This window comes from Marinoscillum luteum, assembly GCF_044005705.1.
Lineage (GTDB): Bacteria > Bacteroidota > Bacteroidia > Cytophagales > Cyclobacteriaceae > Marinoscillum > Marinoscillum luteum.
Map to the genome: position 1 here is coordinate 118,552 of NZ_JBIPKE010000018.1, position 18,836 is coordinate 137,387.

At 44.9% G+C, this 18,836-nt stretch carries 18 protein-coding genes; 5 read left to right on the forward strand and 13 right to left on the reverse strand.

The genetic code is table 11. The features are described from left to right. Window positions 1-53 precede the first annotated feature (53 nt). Together ACHKAR_RS14185 and ACHKAR_RS14190 are read right to left on the reverse strand one after the other, a co-directional pair. Complete coding sequence (locus ACHKAR_RS14185; protein ID WP_159582341.1) at window positions 54-2,447, reverse strand: ribonucleoside-diphosphate reductase subunit alpha; 2,394 nt, start codon at window positions 2,445-2,447, stop codon at window positions 54-56. Window positions 2,448-2,485: 38 nt separating this feature from the next. Beyond that, on the reverse strand, window positions 2,486-3,475 hold the full coding sequence (locus ACHKAR_RS14190; RefSeq protein ID WP_159582342.1) for a ribonucleoside-diphosphate reductase small subunit: 990 nt from the start codon (window positions 3,473-3,475) through the stop codon (window positions 2,486-2,488). Window positions 3,476-3,949: 474 nt separating this feature from the next. On the opposite strand from ACHKAR_RS14190, the gene rplU reads away from it, so the two are divergent. Beyond that, window positions 3,950-4,261, forward strand: a complete 312-nt coding sequence (gene rplU / locus ACHKAR_RS14195; protein WP_159582343.1) for a 50S ribosomal protein L21 — start codon at window positions 3,950-3,952, stop codon at window positions 4,259-4,261. Window positions 4,262-4,267: 6 nt separating this feature from the next. After that, window positions 4,268-4,534, forward strand: coding sequence for a 50S ribosomal protein L27 (rpmA, locus tag ACHKAR_RS14200; RefSeq protein WP_159582344.1), 267 nt, complete (start codon window positions 4,268-4,270; stop codon window positions 4,532-4,534). Between the two features lie 427 nt (window positions 4,535-4,961). Here the strand turns inward: rpmA and ACHKAR_RS14205 are convergent, their stop codons facing one another. From ACHKAR_RS14205 to ACHKAR_RS14245, 9 genes are all read right to left on the reverse strand, one after another. After that, entirely contained in the window at window positions 4,962-5,468 is a 507-nt protein-coding gene (locus ACHKAR_RS14205; RefSeq protein WP_159582345.1) for an NUMOD4 domain-containing protein, read from the reverse strand. Between the two features lie 147 nt (window positions 5,469-5,615). Beyond that, the gene (locus ACHKAR_RS14210) at window positions 5,616-6,092 is read right to left on the reverse strand and encodes a sterol desaturase family protein (RefSeq protein WP_395417991.1); all 477 of its coding nucleotides are present in this window, start codon (window positions 6,090-6,092) and stop codon (window positions 5,616-5,618) included. A gap of 2 nt (window positions 6,093-6,094) precedes the next feature. After that, window positions 6,095-6,940 carry a 4-hydroxy-3-methylbut-2-enyl diphosphate reductase gene (locus tag ACHKAR_RS14215; RefSeq protein WP_395417992.1) on the reverse strand — a complete coding sequence of 282 codons (846 nt, stop codon included), beginning with the start codon at window positions 6,938-6,940 and terminating at the stop codon, window positions 6,095-6,097. Window positions 6,941-6,961: 21 nt separating this feature from the next. Further along, window positions 6,962-7,660 carry a lycopene cyclase domain-containing protein gene (locus tag ACHKAR_RS14220; protein ID WP_395417993.1) on the reverse strand — a complete coding sequence of 233 codons (699 nt, stop codon included), beginning with the start codon at window positions 7,658-7,660 and terminating at the stop codon, window positions 6,962-6,964. Next, window positions 7,657-8,496, reverse strand: a complete 840-nt coding sequence (locus ACHKAR_RS14225; RefSeq protein WP_395418205.1) for a phytoene/squalene synthase family protein — start codon at window positions 8,494-8,496, stop codon at window positions 7,657-7,659. Before ACHKAR_RS14225 ends, ACHKAR_RS14220 begins: the two co-directional genes overlap by 4 nt. A gap of 7 nt (window positions 8,497-8,503) precedes the next feature. Beyond that, window positions 8,504-9,973: a phytoene desaturase family protein gene (locus ACHKAR_RS14230; RefSeq protein ID WP_395417995.1), complete on the reverse strand. Its 1,470-nt coding sequence runs from the start codon at window positions 9,971-9,973 to the stop codon at window positions 8,504-8,506. Then, a complete protein-coding gene (locus ACHKAR_RS14235; protein ID WP_395417996.1) occupies window positions 9,973-10,485 on the reverse strand; it encodes an RNA polymerase sigma factor in 513 nt (170 codons plus the stop codon). Before ACHKAR_RS14235 ends, ACHKAR_RS14230 begins: the two co-directional genes overlap by 1 nt. A gap of 236 nt (window positions 10,486-10,721) precedes the next feature. Continuing rightward, entirely contained in the window at window positions 10,722-11,624 is a 903-nt protein-coding gene (locus ACHKAR_RS14240) for a MerR family transcriptional regulator (RefSeq protein WP_395417998.1), read from the reverse strand. A gap of 72 nt (window positions 11,625-11,696) precedes the next feature. After that, entirely contained in the window at window positions 11,697-12,332 is a 636-nt protein-coding gene (locus ACHKAR_RS14245) for a carotenoid biosynthesis protein (protein ID WP_395418000.1), read from the reverse strand. 55 nt (window positions 12,333-12,387) lie between these two features. Here ACHKAR_RS14245 and ACHKAR_RS14250 point away from each other — a divergent pair, with 55 nt between their 5' ends. Continuing rightward, window positions 12,388-12,693 carry a DUF4286 family protein gene (locus tag ACHKAR_RS14250; protein ID WP_159582353.1) on the forward strand — a complete coding sequence of 102 codons (306 nt, stop codon included), beginning with the start codon at window positions 12,388-12,390 and terminating at the stop codon, window positions 12,691-12,693. Here ACHKAR_RS14250 and ACHKAR_RS14255 read toward each other — a convergent pair. Beyond that, on the reverse strand, window positions 12,690-13,133 hold the full coding sequence (locus tag ACHKAR_RS14255; RefSeq protein WP_395418002.1) for a GNAT family N-acetyltransferase: 444 nt from the start codon (window positions 13,131-13,133) through the stop codon (window positions 12,690-12,692). The two genes, ACHKAR_RS14250 and ACHKAR_RS14255, sit on opposite strands and share 4 nt — an antisense overlap. Before the next feature lie 137 nt (window positions 13,134-13,270). On the opposite strand from ACHKAR_RS14255, the gene ACHKAR_RS14260 reads away from it, so the two are divergent. Beyond that, window positions 13,271-15,604, forward strand: coding sequence for a response regulator (locus tag ACHKAR_RS14260; protein WP_395418004.1), 2,334 nt, complete (start codon window positions 13,271-13,273; stop codon window positions 15,602-15,604). A 19-nt stretch (window positions 15,605-15,623) separates the two neighbouring features. Here ACHKAR_RS14260 and serS read toward each other — a convergent pair whose 3' ends face one another. Further along, window positions 15,624-16,907, reverse strand: coding sequence for a serine--tRNA ligase (serS, locus tag ACHKAR_RS14265; RefSeq protein ID WP_395418006.1), 1,284 nt, complete (start codon window positions 16,905-16,907; stop codon window positions 15,624-15,626). 248 nt (window positions 16,908-17,155) lie between these two features. On the opposite strand from serS, the gene rho reads away from it, so the two are divergent. Next, window positions 17,156-18,835 carry a transcription termination factor Rho gene (gene rho, locus ACHKAR_RS14270; RefSeq protein WP_159582357.1) on the forward strand — a complete coding sequence of 560 codons (1,680 nt, stop codon included), beginning with the start codon at window positions 17,156-17,158 and terminating at the stop codon, window positions 18,833-18,835. The last annotated feature ends 1 nt before the right edge of the window (window position 18,836 follow it).

The following is an 18,836-nucleotide window of genomic DNA, read 5'->3' on the forward strand; positions in this document are numbered from 1 at the left end:
ATAAAAAAAGCCCCACTTTTCAGTGAGGCTTCGATTATCAAAATAGCAAATTTTTAACTTCCGCACATCTCGCATCCTTCTGGATCATCGAGGGAGCACTGCATGGCTGCCTGATTTTGAGTTTTATCAGCGTCAGGGTCTGCCGCAGGCTTTGATTTTCCTTCGGGCTGAGCTGCGCCTTCTTTTTCCAGCGTAAACTTGATGGCATCTGTGGCAGCCTTGGTTCTCAGGTAATACATACCCGTTTTCAAACCTTTCTTCCAGGCATAGAAGTGCATAGAGGTCATCTTACCGAAGTTGGCGTCCAGCAAGTGGATGTTCAAGCTCTGGCTCTGACAGATGAATGCACCTCTATCTGCTGACATGTCGATGATGGACTTCTGTGAAATCTCCCAAACGGTTTTGTAACGCTCTCTGATGTCTTCAGGAATCTCAGGAATGCCCTGCACAGATCCATTGGCTGTCATGATGCGGTTTTTCATTCTATCATCCCACAAGCCCAGGTTGATCAGGTCAGTCATCAGGTGTTTGTTCACCACGATAAACTCACCAGACAAGGTTCTTCTGGTGTAGATATTGGAGGTGTAAGGCTCGAAGCACTCATTGTTTCCAAGGATTTGTGAAGTAGAAGCCGTAGGCATAGGTGCCAAAAGCAGTGAATTTCTCACGCCGTGCTTTCTTACTTTTTGCTTCAGGTCATACCAGTCCCATCTGCCTGAGTCGGGAGTAATGCCCCACATGTCAAACTGGAAGATGCCTTTGGATACCGGTGATCCTTTGAAGGTTTCGTATGGACCTTCTTTCTGAGCCAGTTCCATGGAAGTCTCCATAGCAGCATAGTAGATGGTTTCGAAGATCTCTTTGTTGAGTTTTCTGGACTCAGGGGAGTCAAATGGAAGCTTCATCAACATGAACGCATCAGCCAATCCCTGCACACCGATCCCTATAGGTCTGTGTCGCATGTTGGAGGTTTTGGCCTCCGGCACCGGGTAGTAGTTTACATCGATCACCTTATTCAGGTTTCGTGTAGCTACTTTGGTGATTTCATAGAGTTTTTGGTGATCAAACTCACCTTTCTCATTGACGAACTTGTTCAAAGCAATGGAAGCCAGGTTGCACACCGCTACTTCATCTTTGGAGGTGTACTCCATGATTTCAGTACAAAGGTTGCTCGACCGAATGGTGCCAAGATTCTTTTGGTTTGACTTTTTGTTGGCTGCGTCTTTGTAAAGGATGTAAGGTGTGCCAGTTTCTATCTGAGATTCCAGAATTTCGAACCAAAGCTCCTGCGCTTTGATGGTTCTTCTGGCTCTGCCTTCCTTCTCGTATTTTTCGTAAAGTTTTTCAAATTCATCTCCGTATGATTCATACAGGTTGGGTGCTTCATCTGGGCTAAAGAGTGACCATTCGCCATTTTCTTCCACTCGTTTCATGAAAAGGTCAGGAATCCAAAGTGCATAGAAAAGGTCTCTTGCGCGCAATTCTTCTTTTCCGTGATTTTTCTTCAGTTCCAGGAAGTCAAAGATGTCTGCATGCCAGGGCTCCAGGTAGATGGCAAAGCTTCCTTTGCGCTTCCCGCCTCCCTGATCCACATACCTAGCAGTCATGTCGAAGTTTCTGAGCATAGGCACGATACCATTAGAGGTACCGTTGGTGCCTTTGATGTAAGCGCCTGTAGCCCTTACGTTGTGAATGCTGAGGCCTATACCACCAGCTGATTGTGAGATTTTAGCGCACTGTTTAAGGGTATCGTAGATACCATCGATGCTATCATCCTGCATGGTGAGCAGGAAGCATGAGGAAAGCTGTGGTTTGGGAGTCCCCGCATTGAAGAGCGTAGGTGTGGCGTGTGTAAACCACTTTTCAGACATAAGGTTGTAGGTTTCTATCGCTGCGTCGATATCATCCATGTGAATACCCACAGAAACCCGCATCAGCATGTGCTGAGGTCTTTCTACAATTTTTCCATCCAATTTGATCAGGTATGATCTTTCGAGGGTTTTGTACCCAAAGAAGTCATAATTATAATCCCTGGTATAATCCACTGCTTCATCCAATCGCTTGGCATTGGCCCTGATGATGCCATATACTTCGGTAGATACCAAAGCTGCATTTTCATCTGTTTTAGGATTTACATAAGTATACAGTCTTTTCATGGTGTTTGAAAAAGACTCTTCAGTCACCTTATGAAGGTTAGATATAGATATGCGAGCGGCAAGCTTCGCAAAATCCGGATGACGGGTGGTCATCGTGGCAGCGATCTCGGCAGCCAGGTTGTCCAACTCAATGGTGGTCACTCCATCATACAGACCATCAATCACCTTCTTGGCGATCTCCACTGGTTTTACAAAGTCCGAGTTTAAACCATCACAGAGTTTTTCAATTCTGGCGGTGATTTTGTCAAATTTTACGGATTCACGTCTTCCGTCTCTCTTGATTACTAACATTTCTTATAAGGCGATTTGGGATGGAAAATTACGGTTCATTAAAAGTCTTCGTCTAAACTGAATTTGGCTTTATCGTCGTTGTTGCCAGTGCCACTGTCCATTACTCCGGCTTTCTGGTATTCACCTACTCTTTTCTCAAAGAAATTGGTTTTACCCTGGAGGGAGATCATATCCATAAAATCAAATGGATTGGTGGAGTTGTACACTTTGGAGCAACCGAGCTCCATCAAAAGTCTGTCTGCGACAAACTCTATATACTGACACATGAGGTCAGCATTCATCCCGATCAGTTTCACGGGAAGTGCGTCGGTTACAAATTCCTTTTCTATGATCACAGCATCTTCTATAATGGCTGTGACTGTCTCCTTAGGTAACTTGTGTTTGATGTGATTATTATACAGCAGACAAGCAAAATCGCAATGAAGACCTTCGTCTCTTGAGATCAGCTCGTTTGAAAAAGTAAGTCCGGGCATGAGGCCTCGCTTCTTTAACCAGAAGATGGAACAGAAACTACCGGAGAAGAAGATGCCCTCCACGGCGGCAAATGCGATCAGTCTTTCCTGAAAGTTTCCTTTATCGATCCAGCGTAGGGCCCAGTCTGCTTTTTTCTTCACACAGTCCATCGTATCTATGGCGTGGAAAAGTGAGTCTTTTTCTTTAGGGTCTTTTACGTAGGTATCTATTAATAAGGAATAGGTTTCTGAGTGGATGTTTTCGATGGCTATCTGAAAGCCGTAGAAGAACTTGGCTTCTGTGTACTGCACATCAGACACCATATGCTCGGCAAGGTTTTCGTTGACGATGCCATCGCTGGCTGCAAAGAATGCCAATACATGTTTAATGAAATGCCTTTCACCATCATTGAGAGAAGCCCAATCTTTAGGATCCTGGCTCAGGTCGATTTCCTCTGCAGTCCAGAAACTTGCTTCGGCTCGTTTATAAAATTGCCATATATCATTGTGCTGTATGGGGAATAAGACGAAGCGATTAGGGTTTTCTTTAAGTAATGGTTCTACTGCTTGGCTCATAGGTCACTTAAGTTATTCAATGTTTATCCACTAGACAAGTTGAATACGCACAATGTTATCCACAATCAAAACTAGTTATCCACACCGACAAAACATTTGGGGGTCGATTTATCGAAATCGCCCTTTTTGAGTGTTTTGCTAAGGTTTGGGATACAGCCCGAAGCGAAAAGTGGTTTATTTTTTTCTAGCTGCGTTTACAAATGTGTAAAAAGTCCGTGGAAAAATCAAGCGCCCCGGGGATGGGAAAAGAGGGGTGAAAAAAAAGATAAAATATTTGATAACTGGCTGTTAAAAAGATGTTTAAGTTATCTTTGGCCAATCAAAACTTCATTAAAAAACGCTGCAAAGGGGCATTTAGAAAAGTGAAAAAAAAGTGAATTTTTTTTTAACCTATATTTATGCTAAAGGATAGTTTGATTATTAATATACAAACCCATATCTTTGCATTCCTTTTTGAAAAAGCAAACAAAAAACATGTACGCAATAGTAGACATAGCCGGAAAACAATTCAAAGTTGAGAAAGACAACTTTGTGTACGCACCGTTACTTGAAGGAGAAGAAGGAACTAAGGTTGACTTTGATCAAGTGCTGTTGGTAGACAATGACGGTAAAGTAAAAGTAGGAGCCCCTACAGTAAAAGGTGCCAAAGTATCCGGTACTATCCTGGGACACGTGAAAGGCGATAAAGTAATCGTATTCAAGAAAAAGAGAAGAAAGGGATACCAGAAGAAAAATGGTCATCGTCAGAATTTCTCTAAAGTATTAATAGAAGATATTAAAGGTTAAAGAATCATGGCACACAAGAAAGGTGTAGGTAGTTCGAAAAACGGAAGAGAGTCAGAAAGTAAACGACTTGGTGTAAAAATATACGGTGGCCAGAAAGCAATCGCAGGGAATATCCTTGTGCGCCAGAGAGGCACTAAGCATCACCCAGGTGAAAACGTGGGCATCGGTAGAGACCATACTTTGTTTGCGCTGATCGATGGTACTGTGAGGTTCCGCAAAGGAAGACAGGACAGATCTTACGTTCATGTAGACCCGGCTGCAGCAGCTGAGTAATAACTACTTCAAAGAAATCTAAGAACCCGTTTCGATCATGTCGGAACGGGTTTTTTTGTGCCCTTGGGGTTTGGGGAGTCAAAGCAACTCTCTGCCCTTGTTGGTCACGGGGCCCCAAACGCGGGGGTTGCAAAGTCCGACTGACGGACGATGGTTGGACGATAGTCTCCATCAAGACCCTTATCTAATTTAAGTATTTAGGCCTATATTTTAATGAGCAGTCATGTTATTTAAGTTTTTGTGCTTTTTCTTAAATAAGGATCAAGCAGTAAAGTCGTGGGGAGATTGCATTAAAGGTGGATGATGAAGTAGTGACCTGATACCTTATATACCTCAATCCAAGTGATGGCTACTTACCCTTCATTTTCTTGCGGGCCCTTATGCAAAAAAAATGGTCCTTTATCTGCATAAAGGACCATGTGCTTTTTTAACCGGCAACGAGTTCTTTTTCCTCTTTGGCCTTCTTAGGTCTGCCAGGCAATACAGTGTCGGGCTTGAATCCGTTTTTGTATCTTTTCTTTCTGGTTTTCCATACTTTGAAGTTGTCTTTGTTGCCCACTTCAAACTGCCATTTCATATGATCTGAAGCACTCACCCATTTCAGGTTATCGGCCTTGTTGTTACGAGGATTGTTGTCCTCATGGATGATCATGTTGAGTGTTTCAGGATCGTTGTTTTCCAAAAATGCCTTAGCTACTTCTTTGTGCGGATAGACTGTACGTCTTCTCTTTTCGTCATCGATCAAATCCAGGAAGTAACATTTGCACATTTTGTTCCAACGTTGCTTCATCAATTTGCCTTTGATGGTCATGTTGGTTTTGCTCCCCTTGTGCCAGGTTTTGCGTGTCTTGCTTCTAATCTTTCCCTTATTAGAAATCTCATAATTACTGAAACCATCAATAGGATTCCAGATTTCGTCTGTTTGGTTTGCCATGGTGCTTGTTAGTAAATGTGTTTAAAAACAAGCTGGTTCTTAGTGAGATTTTTCGCTTAATGAATGGTAAAAATAATTCTTTTCTGATAACTGTAATGAGAAGTGGGTGTCTTTTCGGTGAATGGTCAATATTTGCTGAGGAAACTGCTATTTTTTTCTTCTAATGGTTTGATCCTCTTTTGCTTCATATTTTTTTGGTGCGTACAGGAATCCAAAGGCCTCAGCGTCCTCTTTGGTGTGGGTTTCGTGATGCACGTAGTGAGCCTTCATGATTCGCTTCATGTACTTGTTTTTGGCTTTGTATGGGATATTGATGCGGCGGTGTACAATGATATCATGAAAAACAAAATAGAACAGACCATAACCCATGATGCCAAACCCCACATACTTTAGAAACGCCCACCCAGGGAGCTCAAAGCCTGCAACGATAAGGAGTATGGAAGGGACACTAAAGACCAATGCAAAAAGGTCATTCCTTTCCAGTGTATGCGGATGTTTTTTGTGATGTGACCGGTGCCAGCTCCACAGTGGACCATGCATCACATACTTGTGAGTGGCCCAGGCCACAGCTTCCATCAGGAGAAAAGTGCCGACAACCAGGACAGTATGGATGAAATAATTCATTTCTAATAAGTGTTTAGCTCATCACGAACATCTTCCATCAGCCACATGGGCGTGGAGGTGGCTCCACAAATACCAATGCTGCTGTGCTCTGTAAACCATTCTTTTTGTAGTTCAGTTTTGTTACTGATGAAATAGGTCCGTGGGTTGTTTTCCTTGCAGATATTGTACAGCACTTTTCCATTGGAGGATTTGGTGCCGGATACAAATATGATGTGATCATATTGTTGAGCAAAGGCTCGAAGTTCTTTGTCTCGGTTGGACACCTGCCTGCAGATGGTGTCGTGGGTGTTGAGTGTTACCCCTGCTGCCTCTAGCTTTGCTTTGATTTCGTAGAATGCGTCTGTGCTTTTGGTGGTCTGGCTATAGAGTGTGATCGATTTCGGTAATGTGTCCAGATCCAGCTCTTCGAGACTCTGAAAAACCACCGCCTCGTCATTGGTCTGCCCCAATAGCCCGATCACCTCTGCATGACCATGCTTTCCATAGATGTAGATCTTGTCTTTTTTGTCAAAGGAGTTCTTGATCCTGTTTTGAAGCTTCAGTACTACGGGACAGGATGCGTCGATCAGGGTCAGGTTGTTCTCAATGGCCAGTTGGTAGGTGCTGGGCGGCTCCCCATGGGCTCTGATCAGCACATTGGCGTCACGCAGGCTCAGAAGGTCATCATGGCTGATGATTTTCAGTCCTTTGGCTTCCAGTCGTTTCACTTCTTCATCATTGTGCACAATGTCCCCAAGGCAATACAGGTGACCCTCTGCTTCCAGCATGTCTTCGGCCATCTCTATGGCATAAACCACTCCGAAGCAGAATCCCGAATTTTGATCTATTTGTACCTTTAGGCTTAACATGCGACTACAACTGTGTGTTGATTATTTATGTTTGATGCGTATGTAATATTTATTTAAGACTTCATAGAACGTGATATTCATAAGTAATAAAAGTAAAGCATAAACAAAATCCTCGATAGGAATGGTGAAGATTCTGAAGTACAGGTTTTCCCTGTTATTATACCAAACAACGGGTTGCTCAAGAAAGCTCCCGGTCAATATTCCGTTGATGAAAAGAAAAGGGATGAGATGTATGCTGTAGGCCACCCAGAATTTGCCTAACCAGTGTGGGTTCATGAGCGCGACCAGGATGAGAAATGAACCTGCAAAGATGAAATTCCAAAAGGTGTAGGCCTTCTGATCGTTTATCACGGCCATCACCAATAACAAAAAGGCCATCGAAACTGTAAGGATCCGGAAGCTTCTGCTGGTTTTGATCCCGGGTAGAAAGTACCTGACACACTCATAGATAAACACACTGGCGAAGGGCACACTTATGAAAAAGAGCCATTCTTCCAGCGGGAGGCCCCACAGGAATACTCCTATTAAATAATTTTCATTGAAGCCCCAGACCCCTTTTTGAGTGAAGATGATATCCCACGTGATGAAGAATGCGGCTGTGATGAATATCGCTGGAAATAGGGTCGGCCATTTTTTGGCATACTGAATACGTGGCTCGAACGAGCGAATGAGCGGAAACGCGAGGGTGAAAATGTGCAGCAGCAGGTAGAGCGATTTCATCTCAGAAGTTTGAGGCGGTGCATAAGGAGTGTTTTGCTCAGCAGGACCATTTTCTGGAAATCAGGTACCCGGATCCGCTCAGAGAGTATTTTGGAGGCTGATAGTTTTCTAATTTTCTTAAATAGCTGCAAATAGTAGATATAGGCAAGATACACACCGGCACGGGCTGGTGGTGGCAATTGTTTGATGCCGATCAGGGCGGCTTTGAAGTCCTGTTCTATATCGGTTTCGATTTTCTTTTTATCCTCCTGACTGAAATCGGAAAAGTCCACACCGGGAAAATAGATCCTTCCCCGTTCTTTGAAATCGCTCTTGATGTCTCTTAGAAAATTCACTTTCTGAAATGCCGCGCCCAGGTGTTTGGCGGAAGGTTGCAGTCGGTCATACTCTGCATCGTCACCATCGCAAAATACCCGCAGGCACATGAGGCCTACCACTTCTGCAGAGCCGTATATGTATTCTTCATATCCGGCCTGGTTGTAGGATTCACCTTGCAGATCCATCTCCATGCTATGCAGAAAGGCTTCGATGAGGTCATGCCCGATGTGATATTGATTAACGACGAGCTGAAAAGAGTGCAAGACAGGATTCAGACTTATTTTTTCGTCAATGGCCTGGTACGTGTCCATCTTGAAACGGGCCAGGAGCTGCGCTTTGTCAAAATCATGGAAGGTGTCCACAATCTCATCTGCATACCTGACAAACCCATAAATGGCATAAATGGGCATGTGAAATTTCTTATGTAGTGTTCGTATGCCCAGAGTAAACGAAGTGCTGTAGTTTCTGGTGATAACCTTGCTGCATTGAAGGGCCGTGTGGGTGTATAGATCCATTATGCTAAAATTACTTAAAATCTTTAGCTATTTCCCGGGCTACTACCTCGCCGGAGATGATGGAGGGAGGCACACCTGGCCCTGGCACGGTGAGCTGGCCGGTGAAATAAAGGTTGGTCAGCTTTTTACTTTTCATGGCCGGCTTCAGAATGGCGGTTTGCAGCAGGGTATTGGCGAGTCCATAAGCATTCCCTTTATATGAGTGGTAATCGGCTACAAAATCATTGTGCGCATAGCTTTTTTTCACCACGATATGGTCCCGGATGTTGGTTCCGGTAAACGCTTCCAAACGATCCATGGCAAGCTGAAAATATTTTTCTCTGATGGCTTCAGTGTCCTCAAGGTCTGGAGCCACCGGAATGAGAATGACCAGGTTTTCATGACCGGCCGGGGCCACGGTATCATCTGTTTTGGAAGTGACGGATGTGTAGAGGAGGGGTTTTGAGGGCCACTTGGGATCATTGTAGATTTCGTGGGCATGTTGTTTGAAGTCTTCATCAAAAAACAACACGTGGTGCTTCATATTGGGAAGCGGCTGATCCACCCCAATATAAAACAGCAGGGAAGAAGGGGCCATGGTGCGGGTGTCCCAATACTTGGGGGAGTAATTGCGATAGCCCTCTGGGAGAATGTGCTGATCCAGATGATGATAATCGGCACCCCCTACTACTATGTCTACAGCATGTGATCCCTTTGAGGTGACCAGGTGGGTGATGTTTTTGCCCGCAATGTTCACGCTTGTCACTGCTTCGTCATAATGAAATTTTACGCCCAGGCTTTCTGCCAGCGTTACCATCCCCTCCACTACTCTAAACATTCCTCCCTTGGGGTACCAGGTGCCCAGCTGAATGTCGGCGTAGTTCATGAGGCTGTAAAGAGCAGGGGTGTTTTCAGGAGTACTGCCCAGGAAAAGCACTGGAAACTCCATGAGCTGAATCAGCTTTTCGTTTTTGAAAAATTTGCGGATGTGCTTACTCATGGAGGTGAGCACGTCCATCTTCAGCAATCCTGTGAGCAGGCGCCTGTCGGCAAATTCCATGAGTGATCGGCTGGGTTTATACACCAGGTCGTTGATACCCACTTCGTATTTAAAGGCGGCCTGTTTCAGGAATTTCCTAAGTGCCAGACTGCTTTCGGGTTCTATTTTTTCAAACAAGGCTTCCATTTCAGCCATAGAAGCCGGGAGGTCTATAGACTCCTTTTCAAATCTTACCCTATAAGAGGGATCCAGTCGCTGCAGTTCATAGTAATCGGATGGTGTTTTCTGGAAGTGCTCAAAGAAACGCTCAAATACATCGGGCATCCAGTACCAGGACGGCCCCATATCAAAAGTAAAGCCAGACATTTTTAATTGCCTGGCTCTGCCTCCCGGAGTACTGTTTTTCTCCAGAACAATTACCTCATTTCCGGCTTTGGCCAGATGGCAAGCGGCCGACAAGCCCGCAAAACCTGAGCCAATAACACCTATTTTTTTACCCATTAGTTCTTATTGCCGTAAACCTTCAGTTTGGTCTTCAACTCTTTTCTGGCAATATGGATTCTGTTTTTGACAGTTCCAATGGGAATATTCAACTTATCTGCTATTTCGTGGTATTTAAATCCCCTGAAGTGCATCATGAACGGTACTTTGTAAGAGTCCTGCAGCTTGTCTACAGCGCCATTGATGTCACGCATGGCAAAATCCGTATAGGCGTTGTTCTGGATGGTGCTGCCTGTGGAGTTAATATAATGCAGGTTCTGTGTGGTATCTATGAAGGTGTTTCTCCGGACCATTCTTTGATAGTTGGTGATGAAGGTGTTCTTCATGATGGTATACATCCATGCCTTCAGGTTAGTCCCTTCGGCAAATTTATCTCTGTTAGTGAAAGCCTTTAGAATCGTTTCCTGAAGGAGATCATTGGCATCCTCCATGTCTCTGGTAAGCTTCAGAGCGAATGGCTTTAATGAGCTGGTTAGTTGATCTACTTTATAACTGAATTCAAGAGCTGTCATAGTCGTCTTTCGTTTTGTTTAATTCAAAGATACAAAAAGTTAAACAGAATTTTATCCTTTTGTTTAAGTTTTTTCTATAAATACATAAACATTATTACGTGTATAGACATCAAATGGTTTCCGAAAAACGCATAAAAAAACCCTTCATGGATATGAAGGGCGCTTTTGTTTAGATAGTGTGAACGAATTTAGCGTTCAAATATTGTTTAAGATTTTCTCAAAAATGTGAATCTTTTTTAAAGATTCGACAATGTGAGAGTATGTGATTCCACAAAATCGATCATCTGATCAAACCGGGAGAAAAAAGTGACGTTTTCCGGTGCCTGCACATCCTGGCCAATCACCTGATAGCCGGTAAGCAAAATCTGACAGTCAGAAAATTTTTCGGATAGGTGATCTACGTAACCCTGCACGTCACTGGGGCCCGGAACCGTGGTGAGTACGGATAGCAGGTAGTCCGGTTTGTGAATGTCGCAAACAGCTTCCAGATCCATAATGGGGAGTGACTGCCCCAGGTAGATGCTTTTATTATTGCGTGATTTGATGAGGTAATCCGCAAACAGCAGGCTGAGCTCGTGAAGCTCTCCTTCTGGCAGGTAGAGCAAATATTTTTTGGACTTATCCGCCGGCACGGTGTACTGACCGTCGATGGCCACGATGAGCTTTTGCCTCACAAGGTTAGAAATAAAGTGCTCCTGGGCGGGGTTGATGGCTCCGGTTTGCCAGAGGATACCTATTTTATTCAGGAAGGGATAGATGATGTTCATCATCGTTTTCTCAAATCCCAACTTCAGGATATTGGTAGAGATGATTTTTTCAAACCGCTCTTCATCAATGTCCACCATGGAGATGGTCAGTGCGTGAATTTGCTCCGGGTAGCGGAGGTTGAGTTCTGTGAGCTTCAATACTTCACGCTGCATATCACCATGGGTCATCTCGGCAATCTTGGAGATCTTGACGCCATTTTCTTTGAGCAGGGCTACATTCAGAATAAGTTTCAGGTCCTGGTCATCATAGAAGCGGATGTTGGTGTCCGTCCTTTTGGGCTTGATGAGCTCGTATCTCTGCTCCCAAATCCTGATGGTATGGGCTTTGATTCCAGATAAATGCTCTAAATCCCTGATAGAAAATGTACTCATTCAAGTAATAATTTTTCCCTGATCAATATAGATATGGGTATGGTCTGATAACCCCGGTCTTTTCCAAAGTGTTTAAATTTTGGTAAAAAAGATGGCGGAAAAATACAGAATTTGTGACAGGATTAATGTGACGGATACCGGATTCATTAGTTTCGGCTGATGCCTATGCATCACCAGGGCCATCACCAGAGCCATCACAAACCACGACAGATAGTTTTGTATGGGAATGTCCCCCCCGGCCCACGACCAATAGCCCAGATGAATTGCCACGGGCTCGATGAGTAGATCCATCAAAAGCATCGCGAGTGCGGTAAAAAGGATTCTGAAGGCAGGTTTTTTGAAGAGGTTTCCTATAGAAAAAAAAGCATAAATAAGGAGGAACCAATTGACCCCAATGACGAGGGGTACCTCCAGTAGTTTCCACCCCAGCACCGGTCCATAAGCATACCTGCCAAAGGGGAATCCGGTATGTACTCCCAGTACCTCCACACCAAAACCCACCAGAACACAGAAAAGCAGGGGCGGAAGAACGGATCTGAGTGCACCCGGATGGCAAGCCAGCAATATCCCCGTAGAAACGATGAGGTTCACAGGGGTAAGGGCGACGACCAGCTCGCTGGTGAGGGGCAGGAGCGTACCCGCCACACCTACTATGTGGAGTAATATGATAAGAAAGTGAGGCAGAAACTTTTTGGATAGCGCTGGCATTGGCGTAGAAAACCCTTTTACTTTGGAGAAGGTTTGGTCAAGTAAATGAAAATATATGATCGTTTATAATGTTACAGTAAATATAGAAACAGAAGTAGAGTCTGATTGGCTTTCCTGGATGAAGCAGACTCACATTCCTGAGGTGTTGCAGACGGGCTGCTTTACAGAGCATCGTTTTCTGAAATTACTGAATGACGACCCGGAGGCAACCGGCACCACTTACGCCGTGCAATACTTTGCTCCCGGGATCACCAGCCTGAACAACTACCTCGATAATTTTGCTCCGGGGCTTCAAAAGAAAGTCATCGACCGATACAGTAATAAATTTGTGGCCTTCCGTACCTTTTTGGAAGAGGTTTAAAAATTTAGATTACAGTTCAGCCAGCCGTCTTCTATGTTGGCCTGATATTTTTTGTAGAAGTTAATGGCAGGTTCGTTCCAGTCGAGTACCTGCCACATCATGCCGGTGGCTCCAGCGGCCTTGCCGATGGCAATGGTCTCTTCGAAAAGCAATTTCCCGATTCCGGAACCCCTTTTGGCCTCTGTGACAATGAGGTCCTCCAGATAGATGCGCTTTCCTTTCCAGGTGGAGTATCGCCAGTAGTACATGGACATCCCATGGATGGTTCCGGCTTCCTCTGCCACGATGAATCCAAAAATCGGATGTTCGCCAAAGCCATCGTTTTCCATCATCTCCAGAGTGTTGGTCACTTCATCTGGCGCTTTTTCATAAATGGCGAGCTCCCGGATTAGCTCCAGTGCTCTGGGAAGGTCTTCTTTGGTGCCTTTTCGTATGATCATGGCTCTAAATTATAAAAGTCTGAGCAGAACGGGCTTTTCGGATTTGATCATCGGGAATAGGTTATTTGTGGATAAATCATACATTTGTCAAAATTCGTCAATCGAATTACCTTCAGAAATAATCTAAACACCGCCAATTGATTCAATTTAGATATTTTTCGGGGCTGGTTTTACTGTGCTGTATGCTTGGGTTAAGGGCACAGTCGGTAGACAACGGCATACTTGATCTCCGACAAGTTGGGGATGATTTTTCAGAAGTTGAACTGGACGGAGACTGGTTTTTTTACTGGAATGAGTTGGTCTCGCCAGACAGTACCGATTTCTCCAAAGCCGGATTGGCGAGATTCCCAGGCCTGTGGAACCACATGGAGGAAACGGGATATTCTCCAGAGGGGTATGCAACCTACCAACTAAAGGTTCTGATCAATCCTGATCGGAAGTACGCCATCTATACTCCGGCGGTCTACAGTGCCTACCACTTTTATATCAACGATGAGCTGATCACCAGCAATGGCGTGGTAGGTGATAGTGAAGACAACTCATCGCCGCACTGGATCCAGCTGGTGGAGCCCATAGAGCGTGGTATTCTCAAAGATACCAACGTATTCACCCTTCAGATTTCAAATTTCCGGCATTCCAGGGGTGGGCCTATCGATAGTATTGTGTTCGGAAAAAAATCGGCTTTACTATCTTATCGAAATTACCTTTTTACCATAGATGCGCTCCTTACCGGTGCGTTGATCATGGGTGGGTTGTTTTTTCTAGGTCTGTTTCTTTTCGGTCGAAACCACAAGAGCATATTGTATTTCTCTCTTTTTTGTATGGCTTTCAGCTATTACATTTTTGGCAGTGGCAATTACATCATGCACTGGTTATTTCCTGATATTCCCTGGATTGTTACCATCAAGCTGGAGTATGCCACTTTGTATCTGGTGTGCATACTGTTTACAAAGTATACCTACCATACCTATCCTCTGGATGCACCCCGGCTGGGTGATAAGATCATTATAGGTGTTTGCCTATTATTCCTGGCCATTGCTATTCTTCTGCCGCCAGCTCTGTTTACCCGCTTCAATCAGTACTTTCTAATCTTCATTTTTGGTGGTATTGCACTCGGCTTTTATATCTACCTCACTGCATTGCTCAATAAGCGCATTGGTGCAGTTTATGCGTTCATTAGTGCTAGTATGATTTTGGTGGTTTTAACCCTGAAAAATCTGCACCAGTTTGAAATTGTAGATCTACCACTATTCGTATTGCCAGCCGGCTATATGTTTTTTTTCTTTTTACAATCCGTCACTACGTCACAGCAGGTGGCTTTGTCATGGCGCAGGGCCAAGGAAAACGCCGAGGCCTCACTTCAGGTGAAGTCAGATTTTTTGTCTACCATGTCTCATGAGATCCGCACTCCTATGAATGCGGTTATCGGCCTCACACATCACTTACTGGATAGCCACCCGAGAAACGATCAAAAGAATACATTGGACATCCTTAAGTTTTCATCGGAGAACCTACTGCGATTGATAAATGACGTTCTGGACTATAGCAAGTTGGAATCCGGTAATTTGGTGCTGGAAGAATCGCTCCTTGACCTGAAAAGTTTGGGAAACAACCTGGTGGATGGCTTTGCCACCATAGCGGAGGAGAAAAAGAGTAAAGTGGTTTTCAAGTATGATCCGGAACTTCCCACCATGTTTCTGGGGGATGGAGGGCGTTTGACCCAGGTGCTTTCCAATCTGATCAACAACGCCATCAAGTTTACCACAGAAGGGAAAGTGACTTTGAGTATGACCCAGGAGCAAAGACAACCGGAAGGCATTTTCATCAGGTTTGCTGTGGAGGATACCGGGATTGGCATTTCCAATCATGATAAGGGAAAGATTTTTGAAAAGTTCAATCAGGCCAATACATCAATCACCCGTAAATATGGTGGCACAGGTCTGGGGCTGGCCATTACCAAGAAAATACTGGAGTTGCAAAATGTTAAGATTCAGCTCATCAGTGAGCTGGGCAAGGGCTCTACCTTCTATTTCACACAGTACTTCAAAATAGCGAAGGGCTTCAGAAAACAGATGGTGCGCCCGAGTGTCCTTGTGGATCCCCTCAAGGATAAGCGGGTGTTGCTCGTGGAGGATAATTCTGTGAATGTGATGGTGGCCAAACGGTTTCTGGAAAAGTGGCACTGTGCCATTGATATCGCTGAAAATGGTCTGGAGGCCCTCAAGCAGTTTGAGGAGGATAAGTATGATCTCATCTTGATGGATTTGCAGATGCCAGAGATGGATGGCTATGAAGCCACTCGCCAACTCAGGGCAAGGGGGGCCGTACTGCCTATTATAGCGCTCACTGCCGCAGCCCTCAGCGATGTGGAGAAGAATATTCTGGAGGCTGGTCTGGATGATTTCGTAGTGAAACCATTTCATCCCGACCACCTCTATCAGAAGCTGATCAAGTATATGGTGGAGAAGTAAAGACCACCTCTCAGCGAACTTAAGGCCTTTTGATCATATCAAACCCTGTGTACTGTCGGAGTACTTCAGGAATGCGGATGCCCTCTTCCGTCTGATTGTTTTCCAGTAATGCTGCCAGAATCCTGGGTACCGCAAGGGCTGACCCATTCAGTGTGTGAGCAAGCACTTTTTTGCCATCCTTGTCCTTGAATCTAAGCTTGAGCCTGTTGGCCTGGTAAGTTTCAAAGTTGGAAACAGAACTTACCTCCAGCCATTTCTCCTGGGCGGCTGAATACACTTCAAAGTCATAGGTGATGGCTGACGTGAAGCCAAGGTCTCCTCCGCACAGTCTGAGAATTCTGTAAGGCAGCCCCAGGCTTTTTACCAGATGCTCCACATGTGCGACCATGCCGTCCAGTATTTCATAAGATTGATCCGGGTGAGCGATCTGCACAATCTCCACTTTGTCAAATTGATGCAAACGATTCAGGCCTCTTACGTGAGCACCCCATGAACCAGCCTCTCTTCGGAAGCAGGGCGTATAACCTACATTTTTCACAGGCAGACTGCCCGCATCCAGAATCACATCCCGGTAGATGTTGGTAATAGGTACTTCGGCTGTTGGGATCAAATACAGGTTGGTACCAGTGATGCCATACATCTGGCCCTCTTTATCAGGCAGCTGGCCGGTGCCATATCCAGACTCTTCGTTGATCAGAATAGGAGGCTGCACCTCCATGTAGCCGGCTTGCTGTGCTTCGTCCAGAAAATAGTTGACCAATGAGCGCACCATGCGTGCTCCCTCTCTCTTGTAAAATGGGAAGCCCGCACCAGTTACTTTGTTGCCAAGGTCAAAGTCTATAATGTCATACTCCGTGATGAGGTCCCAGTGCGGTTTGGCACCATCATACAGGGCAGGGAGGTTCTTGTCATCCAACTTCACCACTTCATTGTCAGCTTCACTTTTGCCGGCAGGCACCAGTGGATTGGGTATGTTGGGAATGCTGTAGAGTTTGTCCAGCAGTTGGTTTTCGATGGAGCTGAGTACCTCACTCAGCTGCTTGCTTTCTTCTTTGAGTTGGCCGGTTTCTGCCTTGGCAGCATCAGCCTCTTCTTTTTTGCCTTCCTTATAAAGCTGTCCGATTTTCTTGGCCAGAAGATTGGAGTTGGCCAAAATGTCATCAAGGGATTGCTGGGTTTTCTTGCGCTCGTCATCCAGCTGAATGAGCTCATTGAGCTGCTCCTCGGCATTCTGAATGCCCCGTTTTTTCAGTCCATTGACGAAATTCTCAAAATTTTCCTTTACTGCAGTTACTTGTAACATCGGTGCTTGATTTTTGAAGTGGCAAATTTAAAAGGCATTGTGCCAATAAAAGGAAAAGCATCCATTATTTATTAACAGCCCCATCGCCAGAATTATATGCGTATATTTGTGAAATATTCACCGTTAGCATATACTTGTGGTGCAATTCAAGTGGTCTCCACTTAATTTTTATCCATTTCGATATTTATTTCAAAAAAATTCCGCGCGTTTCATGCAGCGGATCCAGTTATTAAACCCACAACTTATTTATGTACACTTTAGACGATTTGAGTGTAAGGCTCCTTTCTGAACTAAGAGAGATAGCCGAAAATCTGGGCGTGAAAAACGCCAAAAAAACTGCTAAAAAAGACCTTATTTACGAAATTCTTGACAAACAGGCCACTTTGCCTGATAGTGAAATCCAAAAGATCAAGAAAGAAGAAAAAAAGCCGGAAAGCAAACCTGAGAGCAAACCCGAAAGCAAATCTGAAAGCCGGCCTCCAAGACCCGCTAACAAAAAGCGCGAGAATGTAAAGGAAAACAAGCCCACAGAGAAGGCCGAGGCGAAAAGCCCGGAAGATCTACTGAAATCATTGGACATAGAGATAGAAACTGAGTCATCAGCAGAAGCTCCAGCGGCCAAAGGGGGAGAAGCCAAAGAGCAAAAGCCAAGAGAAGGAAAATCAGAAGGGCACAATAAGCCCAATAAGCGAAGAGAAAACGAGCGATCTGAGGACCGACCCAAGTCTGAGGACCGTGAGTCTAAAGAGAGAAAAGAGCCTCGCAACGAGCACAAAGGCAGAAAGGCACAGTTCAACGAAGACATCAAGGAATTTGACGGTGTGATCGAGAATGAAGGCGTACTTGAGATCATGCAGGATGGCTATGGCTTCCTGAGGTCAAGTGACTATCATTATCTGGCCAGCCCGGATGATATCTACGTATCGCCATCTCAGATCAAATTATTTGGCCTGAAAACCGGAGATACCGTGAAAGGACAGATCAGACCACCAAAAGATGGTGAGAAGTATTTTGCCCTGCTGAGAGTATCCAGTGTCAATGGAAAAACCACTGAAGAAATCAGGGATAGAATTGCTTTCGAATACCTGACACCTTTGTTTCCAGAGGAAAAACTTAACCTGTGTACCAAGGCAGACAATTACTCCACCCGTATTTTGGACCTTTTCGCACCGATAGGAAAAGGACAAAGGGGGATGATCGTGGCTCAGCCAAAAACAGGTAAAACGGTGCTGTTGAAGCAAATAGCGAATGCGATTGCAGAAAATCATCCTGAAGTTTACCTGATGATTCTCCTGATCGATGAGCGTCCTGAAGAAGTAACAGACATGGCACGTTCGGTAAAGGCAGAGGTGATTGCTTCTACTTTTGATGAGCAGGCAGATAAGCATGTAAAAGTATCGAGCATCGTGCTGGAGAAAGCCAAAAGAATGGTGGAATGCGGACATGATGTGGTAATCCTGTTGGATTCTATTACCAGACTGGCCCGGGCATACAACACTGTGGTACCATCTTCGGGTAAAATTCTTTCTGGTGGTGTGGATGCCAACGCATTGCACAAGCCTAAGAGATTCTTCGGAGCGGCCAGAAACGTGGAGAACGGTGGTTCATTGACCATCATCGCTACCGCACTGATCGAAACCGGATCGAAAATGGACGAAGTGATCTTTGAGGAATTCAAGGGTACTGGTAACATGGAACTCCAGTTGGATAGAAAACTTTCCAACAAGCGGGTATACCCTGCCATCGACGTACCGGCATCTGGTACCAGACGTGAGGATCTCCTCATGGATGCGGAAGAGCTTAAGCGTGTATGGATCCTTCGTAAGTTCATGTCTGACATGAATAGCAACGAAGCAATGGAATTCCTACTCAGCAAGATGAAAGGAACCAGAAACAACGACGAGTTTCTGATTTCCATGAATGGCTAAT